The organism is Methyloversatilis thermotolerans (assembly GCF_000372885.1).
In the GTDB taxonomy this organism is placed as follows: domain Bacteria; phylum Pseudomonadota; class Gammaproteobacteria; order Burkholderiales; family Rhodocyclaceae; genus Methyloversatilis; species Methyloversatilis thermotolerans.
Genome location: NZ_KB889967.1, coordinates 1,630,150 through 1,646,674 on the forward strand (window position 1 = coordinate 1,630,150; position 16,525 = coordinate 1,646,674).

The following is a 16,525-nucleotide window of genomic DNA, read 5'->3' on the forward strand; positions in this document are numbered from 1 at the left end:
GTCCGACTCCTCAACCCATCATGGCCAGCGTGCTGTCGAACAGCTCATTGGCCACAGTGATGACTTTCATGTTCGCCTGGTACATCTGCTGGAACTGGATCAGGTTCACCGCTTCCTCGTCCTGGTTCACGCCGCTGGTCGATTTCCAGCTCTCCTCCGCCTGGTTGCGCACGGTCTGCGCGGTGTCCAGCGAGGCCTGGTTCTGCTGGCTCTGCATGCCGAGGCGACCAATGAGCTGGGTGTTCGCATCGCCGATGCGCACCGAGCCGAGCGACGTCACCGTGATCGGCTGGTCCTTCAACGCAATCATGGCCAGCAGGTTGTCGCTGTTGCCCGGCTTGGTCGGATCCGACGAAAAACCGAGGTCCTGCGGCAGTACCGCACTGTCTATCGACAGCATGGAGGTCGAACTTGACGCATCGAACACGAACAGCGCGCTGCCTGCGGTACCTGACAAGGTGTAGCCCGAGGTGAGCTGATTGTTCATCAGGGTGGTGATTTCCGATGCGATGTCGGCGATGGAATCGCGCAACGGCAGCAAGGTGTCGTACTCGAAAGATGCGAGACCGCCAAGCTCGCCACCCAGGCTGTCGTCGCGCACCGCGAAGGTTTCATTGACGAACTGCAGGCTCAGTTCCTGCGTGCCCGCCATGGTCGACGTGACGGTCATGGTCGAGGCGGCGCTGCCCAGCACCAGAGGCTGTCCGGTCTTCAGCGACACGTTGCGCGATCCGTCCGGATGATTCACCACCTGTATCGACACCATGCCCGCCAGCGTATCGATCGCCTGGTCGCGCGCATCCATCAGGCCGGACGCGTTGATGCCCGCGGCCTGCGCCTCGGCGATGCGCTTGTTCAGTTCGGCGATGTTGGCGCTGGTGGAGTTGATCTGCGACACCAGCGAGGTGCGCTGCTGCTGCACGGCCGCGCGCTGGTTGGCCAGCACCGAAGTGAGGTTGTTCACGCGCTGGGCGAGCGCATCGGCGGCGGTGAGCACCTGGGCGCGCAGCGGCACCGAACTCGGTTCCACGCTGGCGGCATTGAGCGCACTGAAGAAGGTGTCGAGGCCATTGTTGATGCCCGAGGTATCGTCACCCATCACCTGCTCGAGCTGGTCGAGATAGGGCTTGGCGGTTTCGCGATAGCCGAGCTCGGAGGCCGCCTGCCACATCTGCAGGTTCTTGTAGTCGTCGCTGAAACGCATCAGCGACGACACCTTCACGCCGCTGCCGGCCGAGATCGCACCGCTCTGCAGCGGCTGGACCGATGCCAGCACCACGCCCTGGCGGGTGTAGCCCTCGGTCATCACGTTGGCGATGTTCTGGCTCGTCGCGCTGAGCGCAGCGCGAGCGGCCAGCGATCCGGTCAATCCGTTTTCAATGATGCCCATCAGAATTCTCCGTAAGGGGGCGGTGCCCCATGCTCAAGCTTTTCTGGCGACCGGCGCGTGCGATGACTTAAGCGCCGTCGCGTCTTCCGGAATCAACTGCCGCAGGATGACGTCGGCGATGCCGAAGGCGCGCTGCGAGGCCATCGCATCGGCCACGAAACCGTCGGCCAGATCGAGCATGTCCTCGTTCAGCTTGTTGCTGAGCATGCTGTCCTCGCCTGCCATTTCGCGCGTGCTGCGGCGCATCTGCTTCAGGGTTTCCTTGATGAAGAAAGCCTCGAATTTCTCGGCCGCCTCGTTCGCCTTCTTGCGCAGCGCAGGATCGATGCCGACGGCCGGCTGGACCGGCTCACTGCTGTGGTCGGCCGGGCTCGCCGAGGAAGAAAGTGTGGAAATGTCCATGGTCAGATCACGATCAGTTCGCCGTCGATGGCGCCGGCCTGGTCCAGCGCCTGCAGGATGGACATGATGTCGTCCGGCGTGGCGCCTATGCTGTTGACGGTATCGATGATGGTCTGCAGCTTGGCACCGGCCGGCCATGCGAACATGCGTCCATCGCCCTGCTCGACCTCGACCTTGGAGCGCGGCGTGACCGCGGTCTGGCCATTGCTGAGCGGACCGGGCTGGCTCACATTGCTGCTTTCCGAAATGATCACCTTGAGCGAGCCATGCGATACCGCGGCCGGACGCACGGTCACGCCCTCCGAAATCACCACCGTGCCGGTGCGCGAATTGAATACGACGCGCGGCGTCGTTTCACCCACGGCCACCGACATCGATTCGAGCTGGGCGACGAAGGCGACGCGCTGTGTCGGGTCGGCCGGAGCGGCCACCTCGATCGCAGTGGCGTCGCGCGTGCTGGCAATCGATTCGCCGAAGCGCTTGTTGATCGCCTCGACGATATTGGTCGCGGTCTGGAAATGCGGCCGCTTGAGGCTCAGCAGCACGGTCGGTCGGGCATCGAAATCGGTCGGGATTTCCCGCTCTACCGTCGCGCCATTCGGAATGCGGCCCGAGGTCGGCGTATTGACCGTCACGCTCGACCCGCTGCCGCCGCTGGCGCTGAGACCACCGACCACCAGGCTGCCCTGCGCCAGCGCGTAGATTTCGCCATCGGCCGCCCGCAGTTGCGTAAGCAGCAGCGTGCCGCCGCGCAGGCTTTTCGAGTCGCCAAGCGAGGACACCGTGACATCGATGCTCTGGCCCTTGCGATACCCGGGCGGGAAGGTGGCGCTCACCATGACCGTGGCCACGTTCTTGCTGCGGCTCTGCACGCCGTCCGGCAATTTGAGGCCGAACTGCTTGAGCATATTGGTGACCGACTGGCCGGCCGAGCGCACCTGGGTACTGTCGCCGGTGCCCTGCAGGCCGACGACCAGACCGTAGCCGATGAGCTGGTTGTCGCGCACGCCTTCGACATTCACCAGATTGCGCAGCGCCTGGGTGCGCGGCGCCGGGGCGACCGCCACATTCTTGGCGGGTGGCTTTGTGGCGGCGTGCGGCTGTACGCAGACACCCAGGCTCAGCAGCGCCGTCAGCACGCGAAGGGATCGATTCATGACCGTGACTCAGAAGGGCATCAGCGCGCCGACGAAGAAGCGCAGCAGCCAGCCCGGGCTGTTCGCATCCGCCAGCACGCCTTCGCCGGAATAGGAAATCTTGGCATTCGCCACACGTTGCGACGACACCGCGTTGTCGGTGCTGATGTCGGACGCGCGCAGATAGCCCTGCAGCCTGACGGTTTCCTCGCCCTGGTTCAGGTAGAGGGTCTTCTCGCCACTGACCTTGAGCAGTCCGTTCGGGAGCACCTCATGCACGATGACCGTGATCGAGCCCTGCAGCCGGTTCTGCTGGGAACTGGTGGAATTGCCGCTGAAATCGGCCTGGGCATCGGCACTCACTTCGGTATTCAGCCGCTTGCCCATGATGCGGGTGGGCTGTACCGCCACCGTGCTCTCCTTGCCGAAGGAGGTGCCCGCGGCCTTGCTCGCCTGGGTGGTTTCCTCCAGCACAACGGTCACCACATCGCCGACGCGGAAAGCCCGGCTGTCCGACGTGATCGCCCACGCCGAAGTCGGCTGGAACACGCCGCCCGCCGAGCCACGCATCGGCGGCTGCACCGGCGGCGGCAGGCGGTCCAGCTCGGACACCGGCGGTTTGGGCTGATGCAGGGTCGAGCAGCCGGCCAGCAGGCCCAGCACGCTCGACGCGACAAGGAGGGCGATCCGGTGCATCAGCGTACCGCCTGGGCCAGGGTCTGCATCATGTTGTCGGCCGCCGACAGCACCTTGGTGTTCATTTCATAGGTGCGCTGCGCGGCGATCATGTCCACCATTTCCTCGACCACCTGCACGTTCGAACCTTCCAGCGCACCCTGCTTGATCTTGCCCAGACCGTCGGCACCCGGGTTGCCTTCGGTCGGCACCCCGCTGGCCGCCGTTTCCTGATAGAGGTTGTCGCCCATGGCAAGCAGGCCGGCCGGATTGACGAAACTCACCAGCGTGAGCTGACCGACTTCCTGCGGTGCCGCCTGGCCAGGTACGGTGGCGGACACCATGCCGTTCTCGCCTATCGTGATCGCGGTGGCGTTCGCCGGAATGGTGATTTCCGGCACGATGGGCAGGCCCTGCGAGGTCACCAGCAGGCCTTCCGAATTCTTCTGCAACTGGCCGGCGCGCGTATAGGCGAGGTCGCCGTTGGGCCGCTGCACCTGCAGGAAGCCGTTGCCGGCGATCGCGATATCCAGCGACTGACCCGTGGTCTGCAGATTGCCGGTGGTAAACACCTTCTGCGTGCCGACCAGGCGGGTACCGGTGCCGAGCTGCACGCCACCCGGCGTCACCGTATTGTCGTCGCGCTGCGCGCCCGGCTCGCGTTCGATCTGGTAGAACAGATCCTCGAACAGCACGCGATCGCGCTTGAAGCCCACCGTGTTCACGTTGGCCAGGTTGTTGGCGATCGCCTGCAGCTTGGCGTCCTGGGCCTGCACGCCCGTCTTGCTGATCCACATTGCCGGATTCATGTCGGTTCTCCTGTAGCGGCGCGTGCGCCATTCATTCCCGGATCAGGCGATTGCCCGTATCGGCCATCGAATCGGCCGCTTTATAGAGTTTCATCTGCATTTCGAAGTCGCGATTGAGCGCCATCGTCGCCACCATTTCCTCGACCGCGGACACATTGCTGCCTTCGAGGAAACCGCTGCGCACACGCACCGTCGGATCGGCGGGCAGTGCCTGCTGGCCACGCACCACGATCAGGCCCGCCTCGTTCTTGCTCACCTGGGCCGGGTCCGGGCGCACCAGCTTGAGCCGCTCCAGCGGCTGCATCAGGGTCTGGCCCGGCGCCAGCACGGATATCGTGCCGTCCTCGCCTATGCTGATCTGCGAGTACTGCGGCAACACGATGGGGCCACCCTCGCCCATCACGGCACGACCATTCGACGTGAGCGTGCCGTCGGCTTCGACATTCAAGGCGCCGGCACGCGTGTAGGCCTCGCCGTCGCCCCATTGCACCGCCAGGTAGCCATCGCCGATGACCGCGACATCGAGATCGCGGTCGCTCTGCTTCAGCGTGCCCTGGCGGTTGGACACGGTGTCGGCGCGCAGCCGTCCCATGTGCCGCGCGTCGTAGCCGTAGCCCTGCACGGTTTCCGCCATCGACAGTTCGAGGTCGGCGCGAAAGCCGGCGGTGTCGGCGTTGGCGAGATTGTTGGCCCGCACCTGCTGGGCATGCAGCGCCCGCTCGGCGCCGCTCATCGCGGTATAGATCAGCGCATCCATGGTTCAGTCCGCTCAGACGGCCTGCATCAGCGCCTGCATCATTTCGGTCTGCGTCGAAATGACCTTGCTGTTGGCCTGGTAATTGCGCTGCGCGGTCATCAGGCTCACCAGTTCGGACGTCATGTCGACATTCGATTGTTCGAGCGCGCCACCGGTGAGGCTGCCCGCCATGCCCTCGCCCGGCGTGAAGAACAGCGGCTCGCCGGATGCCGGCGAACTGGTCCAGCTCGTGTCGCTCTCCGCGATGAGCGAACCTTCGTCGGGGAACACGGCCAGCGCGATCTTGCCCACCGGCTCCTTGCGGTTGTTGCTGTACTGGGCGATGACCGAGCCGTCTTCCGCAATCTGCACGCCTATCATGGTGCCGGACGCGAAGCCGTCGGCGCTGTTGATGCGCACCGTGGCATCGCCGCCGAACTGTGTGGTGCCGGTGTAGTCGATGGCCACGGTCAGCGCATTGGCACCGGCCGGCGTACCGAGTGCGATCGACACCGGGGCAGCCGGCGTCACCAGCGCGCCACTGGTGTTGAAGTCAAGCGCGGTCGTGGTGCCCAGGTCCACGCCATCGAAGGTGTAGTGTGCGGTGACCTGGTTGGTGCCGCTCTTGACGAAGTACTGGCCGAGGCTGTGCTTGCCACCCAGCGAGTCGTACACCACCATCACCTGCGAACTGTTGAAGGTGAGCGGATTGGTCGGGTCGAAGGGCGCGGCGGTCGGCGTCGTCCAGTCCGCCGACATGTTGCCGACGTACTGTGCGGTATCGCTGGCTTCCGCCGGAATCTGACCGGCCGGCACCTTGAGATCACCCATCGCGCCCAGCGTCGTGCTGCCCGGCAGCATTTCATAGCCCTGCAGCTTGCGGCCGAAAGTATCGACGATGAAGCCGTCCTTGTCGGTCGAAAAGATTCCGACCCGGCTGTACATCGATGCGCCCGACGAGTCGTGCGTCACGAAGAAGCCCCGCCCCTGGATCGCGGCGTCCAGACCGCGGCCCGTGGTCGACACGCTGCCGCCAATGTCTATGCTCTGCGTCAGCGACGCGACCTCGACGCCGGTAGGCTGGGTACCCGCGTACATCGCGGCGAAGTTGGCGCGGCTCGATTTGTAGCCATAGGTGCCGGTGTTCGCGATGTTGTTGGATATGGTTTCAAGCTGGGTGTTGATTGCGTTGATGCCGGACAGCGCAATTTCGTAACTCATGGAACAGTCCCTCTCCTCAGTTCACGGAAGTGGCCGTACGGCCATTGAAACGGGTGACATAGCCGGGCAGCACCTCACCCAGTCCTTCGATATTGAGCACCACCGCGCTGCCGGAGGCGCGCACGCTGAGCAGCCGGCCGGCGAATTCGATGTCCGGCGTCTCGCCGCTGCTGGTGCTCACGCTGACCGAGTAACGACCTGCAGGCAGACCGAGCGCTTGCGGATCGATTTCGAACGGCACATCGCCCGCCGCCAGCGTGCCGAGTGCGATGGTGTGCTGCACGCCATCGCTGCCGGTGAGCAGCAGCGACGTTTCGCTGCTCGACGATTCCAGCGTGAACGAACCGCTCACCGCATCGCCATCCAGCAGCACGCTGTCCGACACCGCCATCACTTCGGACCCCACCTGGGCGCCCATGGCCAGCATCTGCAGGCTGGACAGCGCCGAGGTATTGGCGCTGGTGAGATCGGCGATGGACTGCAGCGACTCGACCTGGGTGAGCTGCGTGAGCTGGTTCACGAACTGACTGGCATCGGTCGGTTCGAGCGGATTCTGGTTGCGTATCTGTGCCACCAGCAGCGTGGTGAACAGATCGGATATCTCGCCGTTGCTGCTGACGGTGCCCGACGATTCGGCGACGTTCTGGCTGGACGAACCAACCTGCGTGGTTTCCATCGATCAGCCCTCCCCGAGCTTGAGCAGTGCCTGCTGCATGGATTTCACGCGGCCCAGCACCTCGACATTGGTTTCGAATGCGCGCGAGGCGGACATCATGTCCGTCATCTCGGCGACCGAATTGACATTGGGGTAATAGACGCGGCCGTTCTCGTCGGCCAGCGGATTGTCCGGCTCATAGACCGAACGAAGCGGCTCGGTACTCTCGACGACATCGAGCACCTGCACACGGCCGGCCACCGCGGGTGCGCCGCCGATGTCCTCGCCCCCCACCAGAGTGGCGAACACCGGCTTGCGCGCACGGTATGCGGCCGCCTCCGAGCCGGCCGCCGACTCGGCGTTGGCGAGATTGCTGGAAATGGTGTTCAGCCGCACCGTCTGCGCGGCCATCGCCGAACCGGCGATCTGCGTGATGTCCCGGAATGACATGGTTATTGTCCCGTGATGGCCTTTGCCAGGCCCTTCAGTTTCATGTTGACGAAGGTGAGGCTGACCTGGAAGTCGGAAGTGTTCTGCGAGAAGGCGGCCTGCTCGACGCCGAGCTCGACCGTGTTGCCGTCCTGCGTCGGGTGGTAGGGCACGCGATACAGCACCCCCGGCTCATCGCTTTCGAGCGACAGCCCGCCCTGGTCGTCATTCATGGCCTGACGCAGGGTGGACGAGAAATCGAGATCGCGTGCCTGATATCCGGGCGTGCTCTGGTTGGCGATGTTCTCGGCGATGACGCGCGTGCGTTCCGCCCTGGCCTGCAGTGCCTGCCCGTGCACGCCCAGGGCTTTTCCGAAGTCGATACCCATGCGGTCTCCTAAGTGTATGCGTACGGTTCAATGCCACTAACGACTCTGCACAGGCGGACTTAAGCCCCTCTTTTCGGGTTTTTAACCCGCGCCCCGAACTGTTAAGGTCCAACCGTGAAATGCCTGACGAACGCGCTTCGTTTTCTTTCAGGCGGGTGACGAAACGGATTCAGAACCATGACAAACAACACCGGCCGACGCGCCCTGCTCCTGCTTTGCGCGCTGTCCGCCCCGGCGGCGGGCGCCGACCCTGCGGCCGATCTGGCGCGCGCGGTCGAAGAGGCGGCACGCCAGGTGCTGGAACAGCAGGTGGACAGGATGGGACTGGTCGCGCCCAGCATCACCGCCAGCATGCAGCCGCTGCTGCGTCCGCCTCCGGCGTGCAAGAGCCGCCTCTCTGTCGAGACGGTGGACGTGCGCAATGCGCAGCGCATGCGCTTCACGGTGCGCTGCCCGGGCGACGACTGGTCGCAGAAGGTGACGGTGCGCGGTCGCATCGCGGCCGATGTGGTGGTCGCGAGCAGTGACATCCAGGCCGGACGGCCGATACAGGAAGGTGATGTCTCTCTCGATCAGCGCGATGTGACACAGGTGCCCGATGCATTCGGCGACACCGCCGAGGTGCTGGGCATGACGGGGCGGCGCGCCCTGCATCCGGGCGACATCCTGCGCAAGAAACTGCTGTCTGCCGCCATCGCGGTCAAGCGCGGCGACGAAGTGCTCATCGTTGCGCGCAATGGCGGCATCGAGGTACAGATGACCGGGGAGGCACTGGATACCGGGGCCACCGGCGACACGGTGCGCGTGCGCAACCTTTCTTCCGGCGTTGTCGTGCGCGCACGCGTGACCGGTCCGGGAGAGGTCGAGCCGGTATCGCGCGCGCGGGATTGATCAGCGCCTGGCCATCGTCATGAGTTGCTGCGCCACGCGCGCGAGCTTGTCGGCATAGGCCGGATCGGTCGCATAGCCACCGCGCGCCAGGCCCTGGGCGAAGGCATGGGCATCCCCGCCCGCATTCAATGCCGACGCATAGCGCGGGTTCTCGCTCAGCAGCCGCGCGTAATCGCCGAAGGCGCTGCGCGCATCGGGGTAGCTGCGGAAGGTGTCCTGCATGCCGACATCCTCGCCATCGACATGTTCGGTCGTCATGGCGGTCACCCGTTCTCCCTGCCAGTTCGCACCTGCCTTGATGCCGAAAAGGTTGAACGTGGAGCGCCCGTCGGACGAGCGCACCGGGCTGCGACCCCAGCCCGATTCCAGCGCAGCGTGCGCCATCACGAGTTCGGGCGCGACCCCGAGACGACTGGCGGCCTCGTTGGCGAGAGGCCGGATGCGGTCGATGAAGGCACGACGGTCTGCGTCGTCGACACCGTTGTCAGCGGCCGTCAGGCTCCCCTGCACGCGGGCGCGCAGCAGACCGGCTTCCGGCGTCAGGGCCTGGGCGGCCGTCGCGCTGCCCTGCCCGCCCGCCTGACTGCCCTGGCGGATGAACTGTCCGACCTCTGCGGCCACTTCGCTGTACAGCGACGAAAAACCGCCCTGCTGCCCGATTGCCGCAGTCGGCCGTGTGGCTTCGACGTTGGACGACAGCGGAGAAGTCGCCGACTCAGGCCGGAGCATACGTGTCCTCCTCGCCATGCATCACGCGATGCATGATTTCGAACTGACTGGTGATGAGCAGGCAGTTGCGCACATTGAGCTGCTTGCATTCGCCCACCTTGCGTTCAAGCTCCCGCCACATTGCGCGACAGCGATCCGCCATCGGCGCCGGCATGCGCGCGAACAGTTCGTTCATGCGCCCGTGCGGACCGCACAGCACATCCACCACGCGCGCGCGCACGCGGCGACGCTCTTCGAGCCGGGCCACCATATCGGTCACCTGGCCGGCCAGTTCGGCAAGCCGCTCCGAGTCGTGCTTGAGCGCAGCCGCGAACTGCCGTTGCAGCGCCTCGCGCAGCGCATCGTAGTCGCCCAGGTCGGCGTGCATGTCCCGCATCACGCGCGCCATCGCTTCGGCAGTCTTCATCCCTGCTTGCCGTGGAAACGCTCGATCAGGCCGGCGAGCTTGTCCGGATCGAACGGCACCTCGCCGCGCGCCAGTGCCTCGCGCAGTGCGTCCACACGCGCCTGATCGATCTCGGGCATTCCGGCAAGCGCCGCCATGGCCGGCTGCAGTACCGCCGACTGCAGCGCGGGCGCCGGGGCAGTCGTCGACCCCGTCGCCGGCCCGGCCGCAGGCGCGTCGGTCGCGGGTGTCACGTTGCCGATGCCGGCCACACCCTGTCCATTGATTCTCATCGCATGTCCTCTCAATCGCGTACGCATGATTCGACCATCATTGCATCCCGTATCTTCACCGCGCCGATGGTGACGCAACCTGATTTCGCAACTGTTCCAGCGCGGCGCGATCAGGCATCGTGGCAAAGGCCCCCTCGGCCAGCGGCAGCCGCTCGGTCGGCCGGCCGTACATCGCCGACACCAGCTCGGCCTGCTTGCGCGTCAGTATCAGCAACTCTATACGACGATTCACGCCGGCGGTCGGTTCTTCCGCATTGACCGGCGAGCGATCCGCCATGCCCACCACCTGCAGCACGCTGCTCGCCGGCATGCCGCCCGCCATGAGCTGGGAGCGCGCGCTCAGCGCGCGATTGCTCGACAGCGTCCAGTTCGAGAAAGCCATGTCGTCGCGCATCGCGTACTGCACCGAATCGGTGTGACCGACGATGAGCATCTGGTTTTCCATCTGTGCGAACAGCGGTCCGAGCGAACGCAGCAGCTTGCGCAAGCGTTCGCTGGCATACCAGCTCCCGCGCTCGAACATGCCCTGCTGATCGGTGTCGTGCAGCATGACGCGCAAGCCGTAGGGCGTGACCACGGCGAGCACATTGCCTTCCAGACCCGCATCGGCGCTGAGCTTGCGCATCACGCGCGCCAGCGCCTCCATGTCGGACGGCGATTCGTAATTGACGCGCGACACCTTCTGTCCCGGCGACGCCTCGCTGTCGGCGCGCGCGAAATCATGGCCCGGCGCGGACGATCCTTCGCGCGGCGGCATCGGTTCGCGGTCGATCAGGCTGCCGCGCGGGCCGCCCAGCGATTGCGCCATCAGGCCGGCACCTTCGTCTATGCGACTGTTGTCGGCCTGGCGCACCACCTGCTTGAGCGCTTCCTGTTCGCGCGAGGCGAGCAGCCAGAGCACCAGGAACAGGCAAAGCAGCGCGAGGCAGAAGTCGGCGAACGCCACCTTCCACGAGCCGCCGTGCGCGTCGTCATGTCCCTTGCCGGAAACACGCTTGACGACGGTTTCGCCGTGTCCGCCTTCCTTGGCCACATCAGTCCCCTGCGCGACGACGCGGTGTCGCGCCCGGGTCGCCCGCGTTCTGCATTGCGTTGATCCAGCCTTCCAGGCGGGCAAAGCTGGGCTTGATATTGAGCTGGACCAGGCGGCGGCCCGCGTCGATCGCCAGCAGCGGCGGCTTGCCCGACACGTGCGTCACCAGCACCACCTTTACCGATTCGAAGGCCTGCAGTTCCTCGCCCACGAGCTGCTTCATCATGTTGCTGATCGGATCGAGCACGCCATAACAGAAGAAAATGCCGATGAAGGTGCCCACCATGGCCGAACCGACGCGCACCGCGATCTCGCCGGTACCGGCGCCCTCCGCCACCACGTTCATGGTCATCACCACGCCGAGCACCGCCGCCAGGATGCCGAAGCCCGGCATCGCCTCGCCGATCTTGGCGAGCGAGCGGGCGGGCTGCGACATTTCCTCGTGGATGGCCTCGATCTCCTGGTCGAGCACGCCTTCCAGCTCATGCGAATTGATCTTGCCCATCGCCATCAGCCGGAAGTTGTCCACGATGAAGTGCAGCAGCTTGGGTTCTTCCAGGATGAGCGGATAGCGCCTGAACATTTCGCTCTCGTGCGGCGCCTCGACGTGGGCATCGAGCGCCTTCAGGCCGCCAGCGGCGGTCTGCAGCAGTTCGTACATGAGCAGCAGCAACTGGCGCTGGAACTCCTCGCCCGGCTTCTTGCGCAGCATCACCTTCTTCAGTTGCAGGCCCATTTCCTTCAGCACATGGCCCGGGTTGCCGAGCACGATGGCGCCGGCTGCCGCACCGCAGATGATGATCAGTTCGATCGGTTCCCAGATGACCTCGAGCTTGCCGCCGTGCAGCATGAAACCGCCGAACACGCAGATCAGGATGATGGCAATGCCTACGATGGACTGCATGCTGCTTCCCCTTGGTTGGGCCCTGCGCGTCAGCGCAGGAATTCCTTCATCTTGCGAAGAGCCGCCTTGTTGATCTGACAGATGCGTGCTTCGGTCAGATCGAGCACGGCGGCGATTTCCTTGTAGCTCAGATCGAATTCGTAATAGAGCTGGATCACGCGCTGTTCGCGCTCATCCAGCCGTGACAGGGCCTGCGCCAGGCTGCGGCGCGCCATCAACTGCTCCTCCGGCGACTGGCTGCTGCCCGCCATTTCCTGCATCTGGCCGATCAGCTCGTCGAAGCTGGCGATGGTTTCCGCGTTCTCGGCCAGCAGATGCGCCTGGAAGGCCTCCGCGCTGATGCCCAGTTCCTTGCACGCTTCTGCCTCGCTCGGCTCGCGCCCGAGCCGGCGCGTGAGCGCCCGCACCGCGTCACGCGTGCGATGACTGTCCTGACGCACGGTGCGCGGCCGCCAGTCCTGGCGCCGCAACTCATCGAGGATGGCGCCACGCACACGCAGCGCCGCGAAGCCGCCAAAGCTCTCGTCGGGCGTGCCATATCGACGCAGCGCCTCGAGCAGCCCCATCAGGCCGATCTGCTCCATGTCCTCGCGATCCATCGCCCCGGACACCTGCGGCAGCAACTGACGGACGGTACGCTTGACCAGCGGCGCATACTCGATCAGCCAGCGCTGCTCGTCGGCCGCGTCACCGGCGACCGCGGCAACACTGCTCACCTCGGCGTAGTCCGAATGCATGTCCATGTCACTCGACGATCAGCTTGCCTATCAAAGCTTCGTTGAAGGGCTTCTCGCGACGCTCCTTCTGGTAGCTGTCGATGAAGGCCTTGTTGACCTCGACCGCCAGTTCGTCGATGGACATGCCGGCGATCTGCGTGGCCGTCATCTGCGAGAGGGCGCGCACCGCGACACTGCGCAGCATGGGCAGGTGCTCCTTGGTTTCCTTTTCCTTGGCGATCGCCGACGTGAACACCAGATCCATCGACATGTAACGGGTGCCGGTGTCCTCCGGCGAGCGCCGCAGCATGACGATCACCTTGTCCAGGCTCACGTATTTCTGCGGCTCGGCAGCCGGCAGTTCGGGTGCCTGGGCCGCGTGCGCATCGATCGCGCCACCCGACTTGTGCAAGAACCACCATGCGCCGCCGCCGCCGGCAGCGAGCAGCACCACGCCGACGAGGGAGAAAAGAACGGCTTTCTTCATGATCAGGCGTTTCCTTCAGAGGCGAGCGTGAAGCCCTTGTCCTTGAATCCCGTTTCCGCTTCGGCCAGCGCATCGCCCGGGCGGCCCTGCTCGCGCGGCTGCTGTTGCTGGCCCGAGCGTGAGCGGCCATCCATGTCGCGGCTGCCGTCGGACACCACGACCGTCACATCCGCCTGCTGACGCTGCCCGAGGTCCTGACGCAGCGTGTCGCCCATCGTGTGCAACTGGCGCAGCACCTCGCCGTTGCTGGCGCTGAGCTGGACCTGGATGGCACCGGCCGCATCCTGCTGCACGACGATTTCGATGCGTCCCAGAGCCGGTGGATCGAGACGGATCACGGCGCGTTCGCCATGGCGGCCCGACTGCATCTGCAGCCGCTCGCCGAGCGCCTCGGTTAGCGGCTGCTGCCAGGATTCGGGGGCGGAGGGCTTGAGCGTCAGCACCGCGTCGGCGCTGTCGCCGGGATTGTTCTGCGGCGCAGCGGCCGGTGCCGCACTGGCGGTGACCTGCGCCACCGGCACCGCCTCGAACGTGTCGCTCGTCGCGGCCGGCGCTGCCGCAGCACGGTCGGTGCGCAGCGAAGTTGCCGCCGCCGGCACCGTTGCAAGCTCGGCCACGGCGCCGGGCGATGACGAAGGAAGCGCAGCGGAGGCAGCCGGCTGCGCTGACGCGCCGGCCGCCGTCACCGCGTCGGCGGTGGCGGCATCCGGGCGCGCAACCTGCCGGCGTGTATCGGCCGCCGGCGCCATCAGCGCAGCGTGCAGCGCGCTCGGCAACAGCGACTGCGACGGCAGCCGGTCGGCCGGAGAGGTGTCCGTTTCGGCTTCGGTGTCCGTCTGATCGTCGCCGGTCGCGGTGCCGTCTCCGGCAGATACCACCTCGGGCGCTACCGGCACGCTGGCACCGAGTGTGCGCAGCAGGTCAATGAACTGTGCGCTGGCCTGCGCCAGCGTATCGGTGCCGGCTGCGGCCGCCGGCGCAACGGGCACCGCGGCGGCGGCAGGTGCCTGGGCGGGTACGCCGGGCGCGGGCTGCGACGACGGAATGTTCAACAGCGGTGAATTCATATCGCTTCCCCGGATATCTCTCTATCGTGGGCATAGGCCAGCCAGCCATCGCGCGCCGCGCCCAGTTCGGCCAGGCGCAGCGAAATGCGCTCGCCGGCCTCGACACAGCGTTCGAAGGCATCGTCGTGCACCTTGCGCAGAACCATCAGTGCCGACAGCTCGGCCGCGCCAAGCTGACCGCGACCGAGATAGGGCGTGAGCAGATCGGCCAGTTCGCGATCCGCTTCGGACAATTCTTGCCAGTCGGCATGCAGAGCGGCCTGCTGCAGCCGGGTGGCGATGCGGGCGAAGGTTTCCTGCTGCTTATTCATGATCGCCCACCAGTCCTGTCCAGCCATGCCGTATGGTTTCCAGCAAGCCGGCCACCTCGTCGAGCATCGCCGGATCGAGCTTGATGCCGCCCTCCGCCAGCCGCCACGCGCAGTAGTCATACAGCCACGCCAGGTTGGACACCACCTCTCCACCCGCATCCAGGTCGAGCGAACTGGACAGCCCGTTGAGCATTTCCGCACAGCGATCCAGGCTGGTCGCCTTCTGTTCGTAACGGCCGGCAAGAATGTGGGCGCGCGCGCGCGCGATCTCTTCGAGCAGGCCATCCATAAGGATCAGCACCAGTTGTACCGGTGTGGCGCGTGCGGTCTGCGCGTGCAGATTCGCGGCGTGATAGCTCTGGTAGACGTCGTAGTTCAAGGTGGTGGTTCCGATCTGGGTTGCTGACCCGCAGGCCCTCAGCTACTCGAACTCCCCGCGAACAGGGAGTCGAACAGGTTGGTGGTCTGCTCCATCTGCGACTGCAGCGACTGCAGCAGCGTGAATTGCGTGAGATAGCGCTGGTAGGCGTTGTCGTACTGGATCTCTATGCGCTCCTGGCGCTTGGTCAGCGCCGTCTGCACACTTTCGACCGATTCCTTGCGACGCTGGATCTGTCCGTCCGTGGTGTCGAGCCACACATCCAGATAGCTGGCGAAACTGCCGAGCACGCCGCTGCTTGATGTCGTACTGGTGCTGCCGAACAGCGTGTTCAGCGCATCCGGGTCGGCCGTCATCGCCGACTGCAGCTTGGTCGAATCGAGCGACAGCTTGCCGGAGCGGTCCGACTTCACGCCGAAGTCCGACAGGCGCACGCCGCCCACTTCCTGCCGCAGAATGGTGTCGAGCCGGTTGCGCAGCGAGCGGATGCCGGCATCCGATGCGAAGGCCGCAGCGGCGGTACCGGATTCGGCGTTGGCGTTCTTGGTCAGCTCGTCCAGCGTGCTGCGCAGCGTGTTGTACGCATCGATGAATTTCTGGATATTGGATGCGGTGCCGCTCTGGTCGGACGCCACGCTGAGCGTGGCCGGCGCGCTGCCGGCGGTCATCGCACTGCTCACGGTGAGCGTCACCCCCTCGATCGCGGTGATCGTGTTGGATGCCTGCTGGATCTTCACGCCGGTGCCCTGGGCCCCGAGCCAGACAATGGCGTCCTTGGCCGCGGTCAGTTCGGTACCGTTGTCGAACGCATCCTTCAGCGAGCCAGCCGGCAGACCGCTGGTATCCACCGTGATCTGTCCGCTGGCCCCGGTTTCGGCCGACGAAAGCACGAGCTGGGTCGAGCCATTCACCGTCATCACCATCGCGGTGACCTTGCCGTCGTTGTCGGCAGCCTGATTGATGGCGCGTGCCATTTCCGCCTGCGACAGCGTGCCGTCGGCATCCAGATCGGCGCCCGAGAAATCCACGCCTATGGTCTCGCCTCCGGCGAGATTGACGCTGAGCATGCCGCTCATCGGCACCGGCACCGCCGGCAGGTCGGTAAATACCACCTGGTGCGCGGTCGCGATCTGCTCGACGAATATCGGATAGTCACCGGCAATCGCGGTGGACGAGGCGCTGACCGTGCCGATCGACGTCGAACTGAGGGTGGCGCTGTTCTGTGCCACCCCCTTGCTGCCCGACAGCGAGGTCAGCGCGGAATCGAACGCCTGCAGCGCGCTTTGCAGCTTGGTGAGCGCGGTCGATGTCGCCTGCGCCTTTGTCGTCTGTGTATCGACCTGGGTCTGCGCCGCCGAAACATATGCGGTCGCGAGCGATGTCGCCGTGGTGACGGGATCGTAAGTCGTGCTCATGCCTGACTCCTGTATACGGTTGGACCTTCCAACCTGACAAGGCGACCGACCTGCGAAAAAACTGAAATCGATC

22 protein-coding genes are annotated in these 16,525 nt (G+C 65.4%); 1 reads left to right on the forward strand and 21 read right to left on the reverse strand.

Annotated elements, in window-relative coordinates; all coding sequences use genetic code 11:
• Positions 1 to 10: 10 nt before the first annotated feature.
• Genes flgK through flgB form a run of 10 tightly spaced genes read right to left on the reverse strand, consistent with a single transcriptional unit; the run spans position 11 to position 7,842 of the window.
• Positions 11 to 1,390: a flagellar hook-associated protein FlgK gene (gene flgK, locus A3Q7_RS0107025; RefSeq protein ID WP_018411147.1), complete on the reverse strand. Its 1,380-nt coding sequence runs from the start codon at positions 1,388 to 1,390 to the stop codon at positions 11 to 13.
• A 33-nt stretch (positions 1,391 to 1,423) separates the two neighbouring features.
• Complete coding sequence (locus A3Q7_RS0107030) at positions 1,424 to 1,792, reverse strand: rod-binding protein (RefSeq protein ID WP_018411148.1); 369 nt, start codon at positions 1,790 to 1,792, stop codon at positions 1,424 to 1,426.
• A gap of 2 nt (positions 1,793 to 1,794) precedes the next feature.
• Positions 1,795 to 2,949, reverse strand: a complete 1,155-nt coding sequence (locus A3Q7_RS0107035) for a flagellar basal body P-ring protein FlgI (RefSeq protein WP_018411149.1) — start codon at positions 2,947 to 2,949, stop codon at positions 1,795 to 1,797.
• Positions 2,950 to 2,958: 9 nt separating this feature from the next.
• A complete protein-coding gene (gene flgH / locus A3Q7_RS0107040) occupies positions 2,959 to 3,624 on the reverse strand; it encodes a flagellar basal body L-ring protein FlgH (protein WP_018411150.1) in 666 nt (221 codons plus the stop codon).
• Entirely contained in the window at positions 3,624 to 4,400 is a 777-nt protein-coding gene (gene flgG / locus A3Q7_RS0107045; protein ID WP_018411151.1) for a flagellar basal-body rod protein FlgG, read from the reverse strand. Before flgG ends, flgH begins: the two co-directional genes overlap by 1 nt.
• Before the next feature lie 43 nt (positions 4,401 to 4,443).
• On the reverse strand, positions 4,444 to 5,169 hold the full coding sequence (locus A3Q7_RS0107050; protein ID WP_018411152.1) for a flagellar basal body rod protein FlgF: 726 nt from the start codon (positions 5,167 to 5,169) through the stop codon (positions 4,444 to 4,446).
• Positions 5,170 to 5,181: 12 nt separating this feature from the next.
• Entirely contained in the window at positions 5,182 to 6,369 is a 1,188-nt protein-coding gene (locus A3Q7_RS0107055) for a flagellar hook protein FlgE (protein WP_018411153.1), read from the reverse strand.
• 16 nt (positions 6,370 to 6,385) lie between these two features.
• A complete protein-coding gene (locus tag A3Q7_RS0107060) occupies positions 6,386 to 7,045 on the reverse strand; it encodes a flagellar hook capping FlgD N-terminal domain-containing protein (RefSeq protein WP_018411154.1) in 660 nt (219 codons plus the stop codon).
• 3 nt (positions 7,046 to 7,048) lie between these two features.
• Positions 7,049 to 7,474: a flagellar basal body rod protein FlgC gene (gene flgC / locus A3Q7_RS0107065; protein WP_018411155.1), complete on the reverse strand. Its 426-nt coding sequence runs from the start codon at positions 7,472 to 7,474 to the stop codon at positions 7,049 to 7,051.
• A 2-nt stretch (positions 7,475 to 7,476) separates the two neighbouring features.
• Entirely contained in the window at positions 7,477 to 7,842 is a 366-nt protein-coding gene (gene flgB, locus A3Q7_RS0107070) for a flagellar basal body rod protein FlgB (RefSeq protein ID WP_018411156.1), read from the reverse strand.
• Positions 7,843 to 8,019: 177 nt separating this feature from the next.
• Here flgB and flgA point away from each other — a divergent pair, with 177 nt between their 5' ends.
• Positions 8,020 to 8,733, forward strand: coding sequence for a flagellar basal body P-ring formation chaperone FlgA (gene flgA / locus A3Q7_RS0107075; RefSeq protein ID WP_018411157.1), 714 nt, complete (start codon positions 8,020 to 8,022; stop codon positions 8,731 to 8,733).
• On the opposite strand, the gene flgJ is transcribed toward flgA, so the two are convergent.
• From flgJ to fliD, 11 genes are read right to left on the reverse strand one after another with little or no spacing between them, the layout of a single operon-like run.
• Positions 8,734 to 9,462 (reverse strand): flagellar assembly peptidoglycan hydrolase FlgJ, encoded by a 729-nt coding sequence (gene flgJ / locus A3Q7_RS0107080; RefSeq protein ID WP_018411158.1) that lies wholly within the window; start codon positions 9,460 to 9,462, stop codon positions 8,734 to 8,736. It abuts the gene before it with no gap.
• Positions 9,449 to 9,868 carry a flagellar export chaperone FlgN gene (gene flgN / locus A3Q7_RS0107085; protein ID WP_018411159.1) on the reverse strand — a complete coding sequence of 140 codons (420 nt, stop codon included), beginning with the start codon at positions 9,866 to 9,868 and terminating at the stop codon, positions 9,449 to 9,451. Before flgN ends, flgJ begins: the two co-directional genes overlap by 14 nt.
• Positions 9,865 to 10,140: a flagellar biosynthesis anti-sigma factor FlgM gene (gene flgM, locus A3Q7_RS0107090; protein WP_018411160.1), complete on the reverse strand. Its 276-nt coding sequence runs from the start codon at positions 10,138 to 10,140 to the stop codon at positions 9,865 to 9,867. Before flgM ends, flgN begins: the two co-directional genes overlap by 4 nt.
• Positions 10,141 to 10,195: 55 nt before the next feature.
• Positions 10,196 to 11,173, reverse strand: coding sequence for a flagellar motor protein MotB (locus A3Q7_RS0107095; RefSeq protein ID WP_018411161.1), 978 nt, complete (start codon positions 11,171 to 11,173; stop codon positions 10,196 to 10,198).
• Position 11,174: 1 nt separating this feature from the next.
• Positions 11,175 to 12,077, reverse strand: a complete 903-nt coding sequence (motA, locus tag A3Q7_RS0107100) for a flagellar motor stator protein MotA (RefSeq protein ID WP_018411162.1) — start codon at positions 12,075 to 12,077, stop codon at positions 11,175 to 11,177.
• 29 nt (positions 12,078 to 12,106) lie between these two features.
• On the reverse strand, positions 12,107 to 12,820 hold the full coding sequence (fliA, locus tag A3Q7_RS0107105; RefSeq protein ID WP_018411163.1) for a FliA/WhiG family RNA polymerase sigma factor: 714 nt from the start codon (positions 12,818 to 12,820) through the stop codon (positions 12,107 to 12,109).
• Between the two features lies 1 nt (position 12,821).
• Positions 12,822 to 13,280 (reverse strand): flagellar basal body-associated FliL family protein, encoded by a 459-nt coding sequence (locus tag A3Q7_RS0107110; RefSeq protein ID WP_018411164.1) that lies wholly within the window; start codon positions 13,278 to 13,280, stop codon positions 12,822 to 12,824.
• 2 nt (positions 13,281 to 13,282) lie between these two features.
• Complete coding sequence (locus A3Q7_RS0107115) at positions 13,283 to 14,347, reverse strand: flagellar hook-length control protein FliK (protein ID WP_018411165.1); 1,065 nt, start codon at positions 14,345 to 14,347, stop codon at positions 13,283 to 13,285.
• The gene (locus A3Q7_RS0107120; protein WP_018411166.1) at positions 14,344 to 14,658 is read right to left on the reverse strand and encodes a hypothetical protein; all 315 of its coding nucleotides are present in this window, start codon (positions 14,656 to 14,658) and stop codon (positions 14,344 to 14,346) included. The genes A3Q7_RS0107115 and A3Q7_RS0107120 overlap by 4 nt, the downstream gene beginning before the upstream one ends.
• Complete coding sequence (gene fliS / locus A3Q7_RS0107125) at positions 14,651 to 15,037, reverse strand: flagellar export chaperone FliS (protein WP_018411167.1); 387 nt, start codon at positions 15,035 to 15,037, stop codon at positions 14,651 to 14,653. The genes A3Q7_RS0107120 and fliS overlap by 8 nt, the downstream gene beginning before the upstream one ends.
• Before the next feature lie 38 nt (positions 15,038 to 15,075).
• Positions 15,076 to 16,452 carry a flagellar filament capping protein FliD gene (gene fliD, locus A3Q7_RS0107130; RefSeq protein ID WP_018411168.1) on the reverse strand — a complete coding sequence of 459 codons (1,377 nt, stop codon included), beginning with the start codon at positions 16,450 to 16,452 and terminating at the stop codon, positions 15,076 to 15,078.
• Positions 16,453 to 16,525 lie beyond the last annotated feature (73 nt).

What these genes read in the sequence shown, in the direction of transcription:
- A3Q7_RS0107060 (WP_018411154.1), bottom strand. Translation starts at nt 7,045, where the DNA reads ATGGAAACCACGCAGGTTGGTTCGTCCAGCCAGAACGTCGCCGAATCG.
- A3Q7_RS0107115 (WP_018411165.1), bottom strand. Translation starts at nt 14,347, where the DNA reads ATGAATTCACCGCTGTTGAACATTCCGTCGTCGCAGCCCGCGCCCGGC.
- flgH (WP_018411150.1), bottom strand. Translation starts at nt 3,624, where the DNA reads ATGCACCGGATCGCCCTCCTTGTCGCGTCGAGCGTGCTGGGCCTGCTG.
- flgC (WP_018411155.1), bottom strand. Translation starts at nt 7,474, where the DNA reads ATGTCATTCCGGGACATCACGCAGATCGCCGGTTCGGCGATGGCCGCG.
- flgJ (WP_018411158.1), bottom strand. Translation starts at nt 9,462, where the DNA reads ATGCTCCGGCCTGAGTCGGCGACTTCTCCGCTGTCGTCCAACGTCGAA.
- A3Q7_RS0107120 (WP_018411166.1), bottom strand. Translation starts at nt 14,658, where the DNA reads ATGAATAAGCAGCAGGAAACCTTCGCCCGCATCGCCACCCGGCTGCAG.
- flgA (WP_018411157.1), top strand. Translation starts at nt 8,020, where the DNA reads ATGACAAACAACACCGGCCGACGCGCCCTGCTCCTGCTTTGCGCGCTG.
- fliD (WP_018411168.1), bottom strand. Translation starts at nt 16,452, where the DNA reads ATGAGCACGACTTACGATCCCGTCACCACGGCGACATCGCTCGCGACC.
- A3Q7_RS0107110 (WP_018411164.1), bottom strand. Translation starts at nt 13,280, where the DNA reads ATGAAGAAAGCCGTTCTTTTCTCCCTCGTCGGCGTGGTGCTGCTCGCT.
- fliA (WP_018411163.1), bottom strand. Translation starts at nt 12,820, where the DNA reads ATGGACATGCATTCGGACTACGCCGAGGTGAGCAGTGTTGCCGCGGTC.
- motA (WP_018411162.1), bottom strand. Translation starts at nt 12,077, where the DNA reads ATGCAGTCCATCGTAGGCATTGCCATCATCCTGATCTGCGTGTTCGGC.
- A3Q7_RS0107035 (WP_018411149.1), bottom strand. Translation starts at nt 2,949, where the DNA reads ATGAATCGATCCCTTCGCGTGCTGACGGCGCTGCTGAGCCTGGGTGTC.
- flgB (WP_018411156.1), bottom strand. Translation starts at nt 7,842, where the DNA reads ATGGGTATCGACTTCGGAAAAGCCCTGGGCGTGCACGGGCAGGCACTG.
- flgN (WP_018411159.1), bottom strand. Translation starts at nt 9,868, where the DNA reads ATGAAGACTGCCGAAGCGATGGCGCGCGTGATGCGGGACATGCACGCC.
- A3Q7_RS0107030 (WP_018411148.1), bottom strand. Translation starts at nt 1,792, where the DNA reads ATGGACATTTCCACACTTTCTTCCTCGGCGAGCCCGGCCGACCACAGC.
- flgM (WP_018411160.1), bottom strand. Translation starts at nt 10,140, where the DNA reads ATGAGAATCAATGGACAGGGTGTGGCCGGCATCGGCAACGTGACACCC.
- flgK (WP_018411147.1), bottom strand. Translation starts at nt 1,390, where the DNA reads ATGGGCATCATTGAAAACGGATTGACCGGATCGCTGGCCGCTCGCGCT.
- A3Q7_RS0107055 (WP_018411153.1), bottom strand. Translation starts at nt 6,369, where the DNA reads ATGAGTTACGAAATTGCGCTGTCCGGCATCAACGCAATCAACACCCAG.
- A3Q7_RS0107050 (WP_018411152.1), bottom strand. Translation starts at nt 5,169, where the DNA reads ATGGATGCGCTGATCTATACCGCGATGAGCGGCGCCGAGCGGGCGCTG.
- flgG (WP_018411151.1), bottom strand. Translation starts at nt 4,400, where the DNA reads ATGTGGATCAGCAAGACGGGCGTGCAGGCCCAGGACGCCAAGCTGCAG.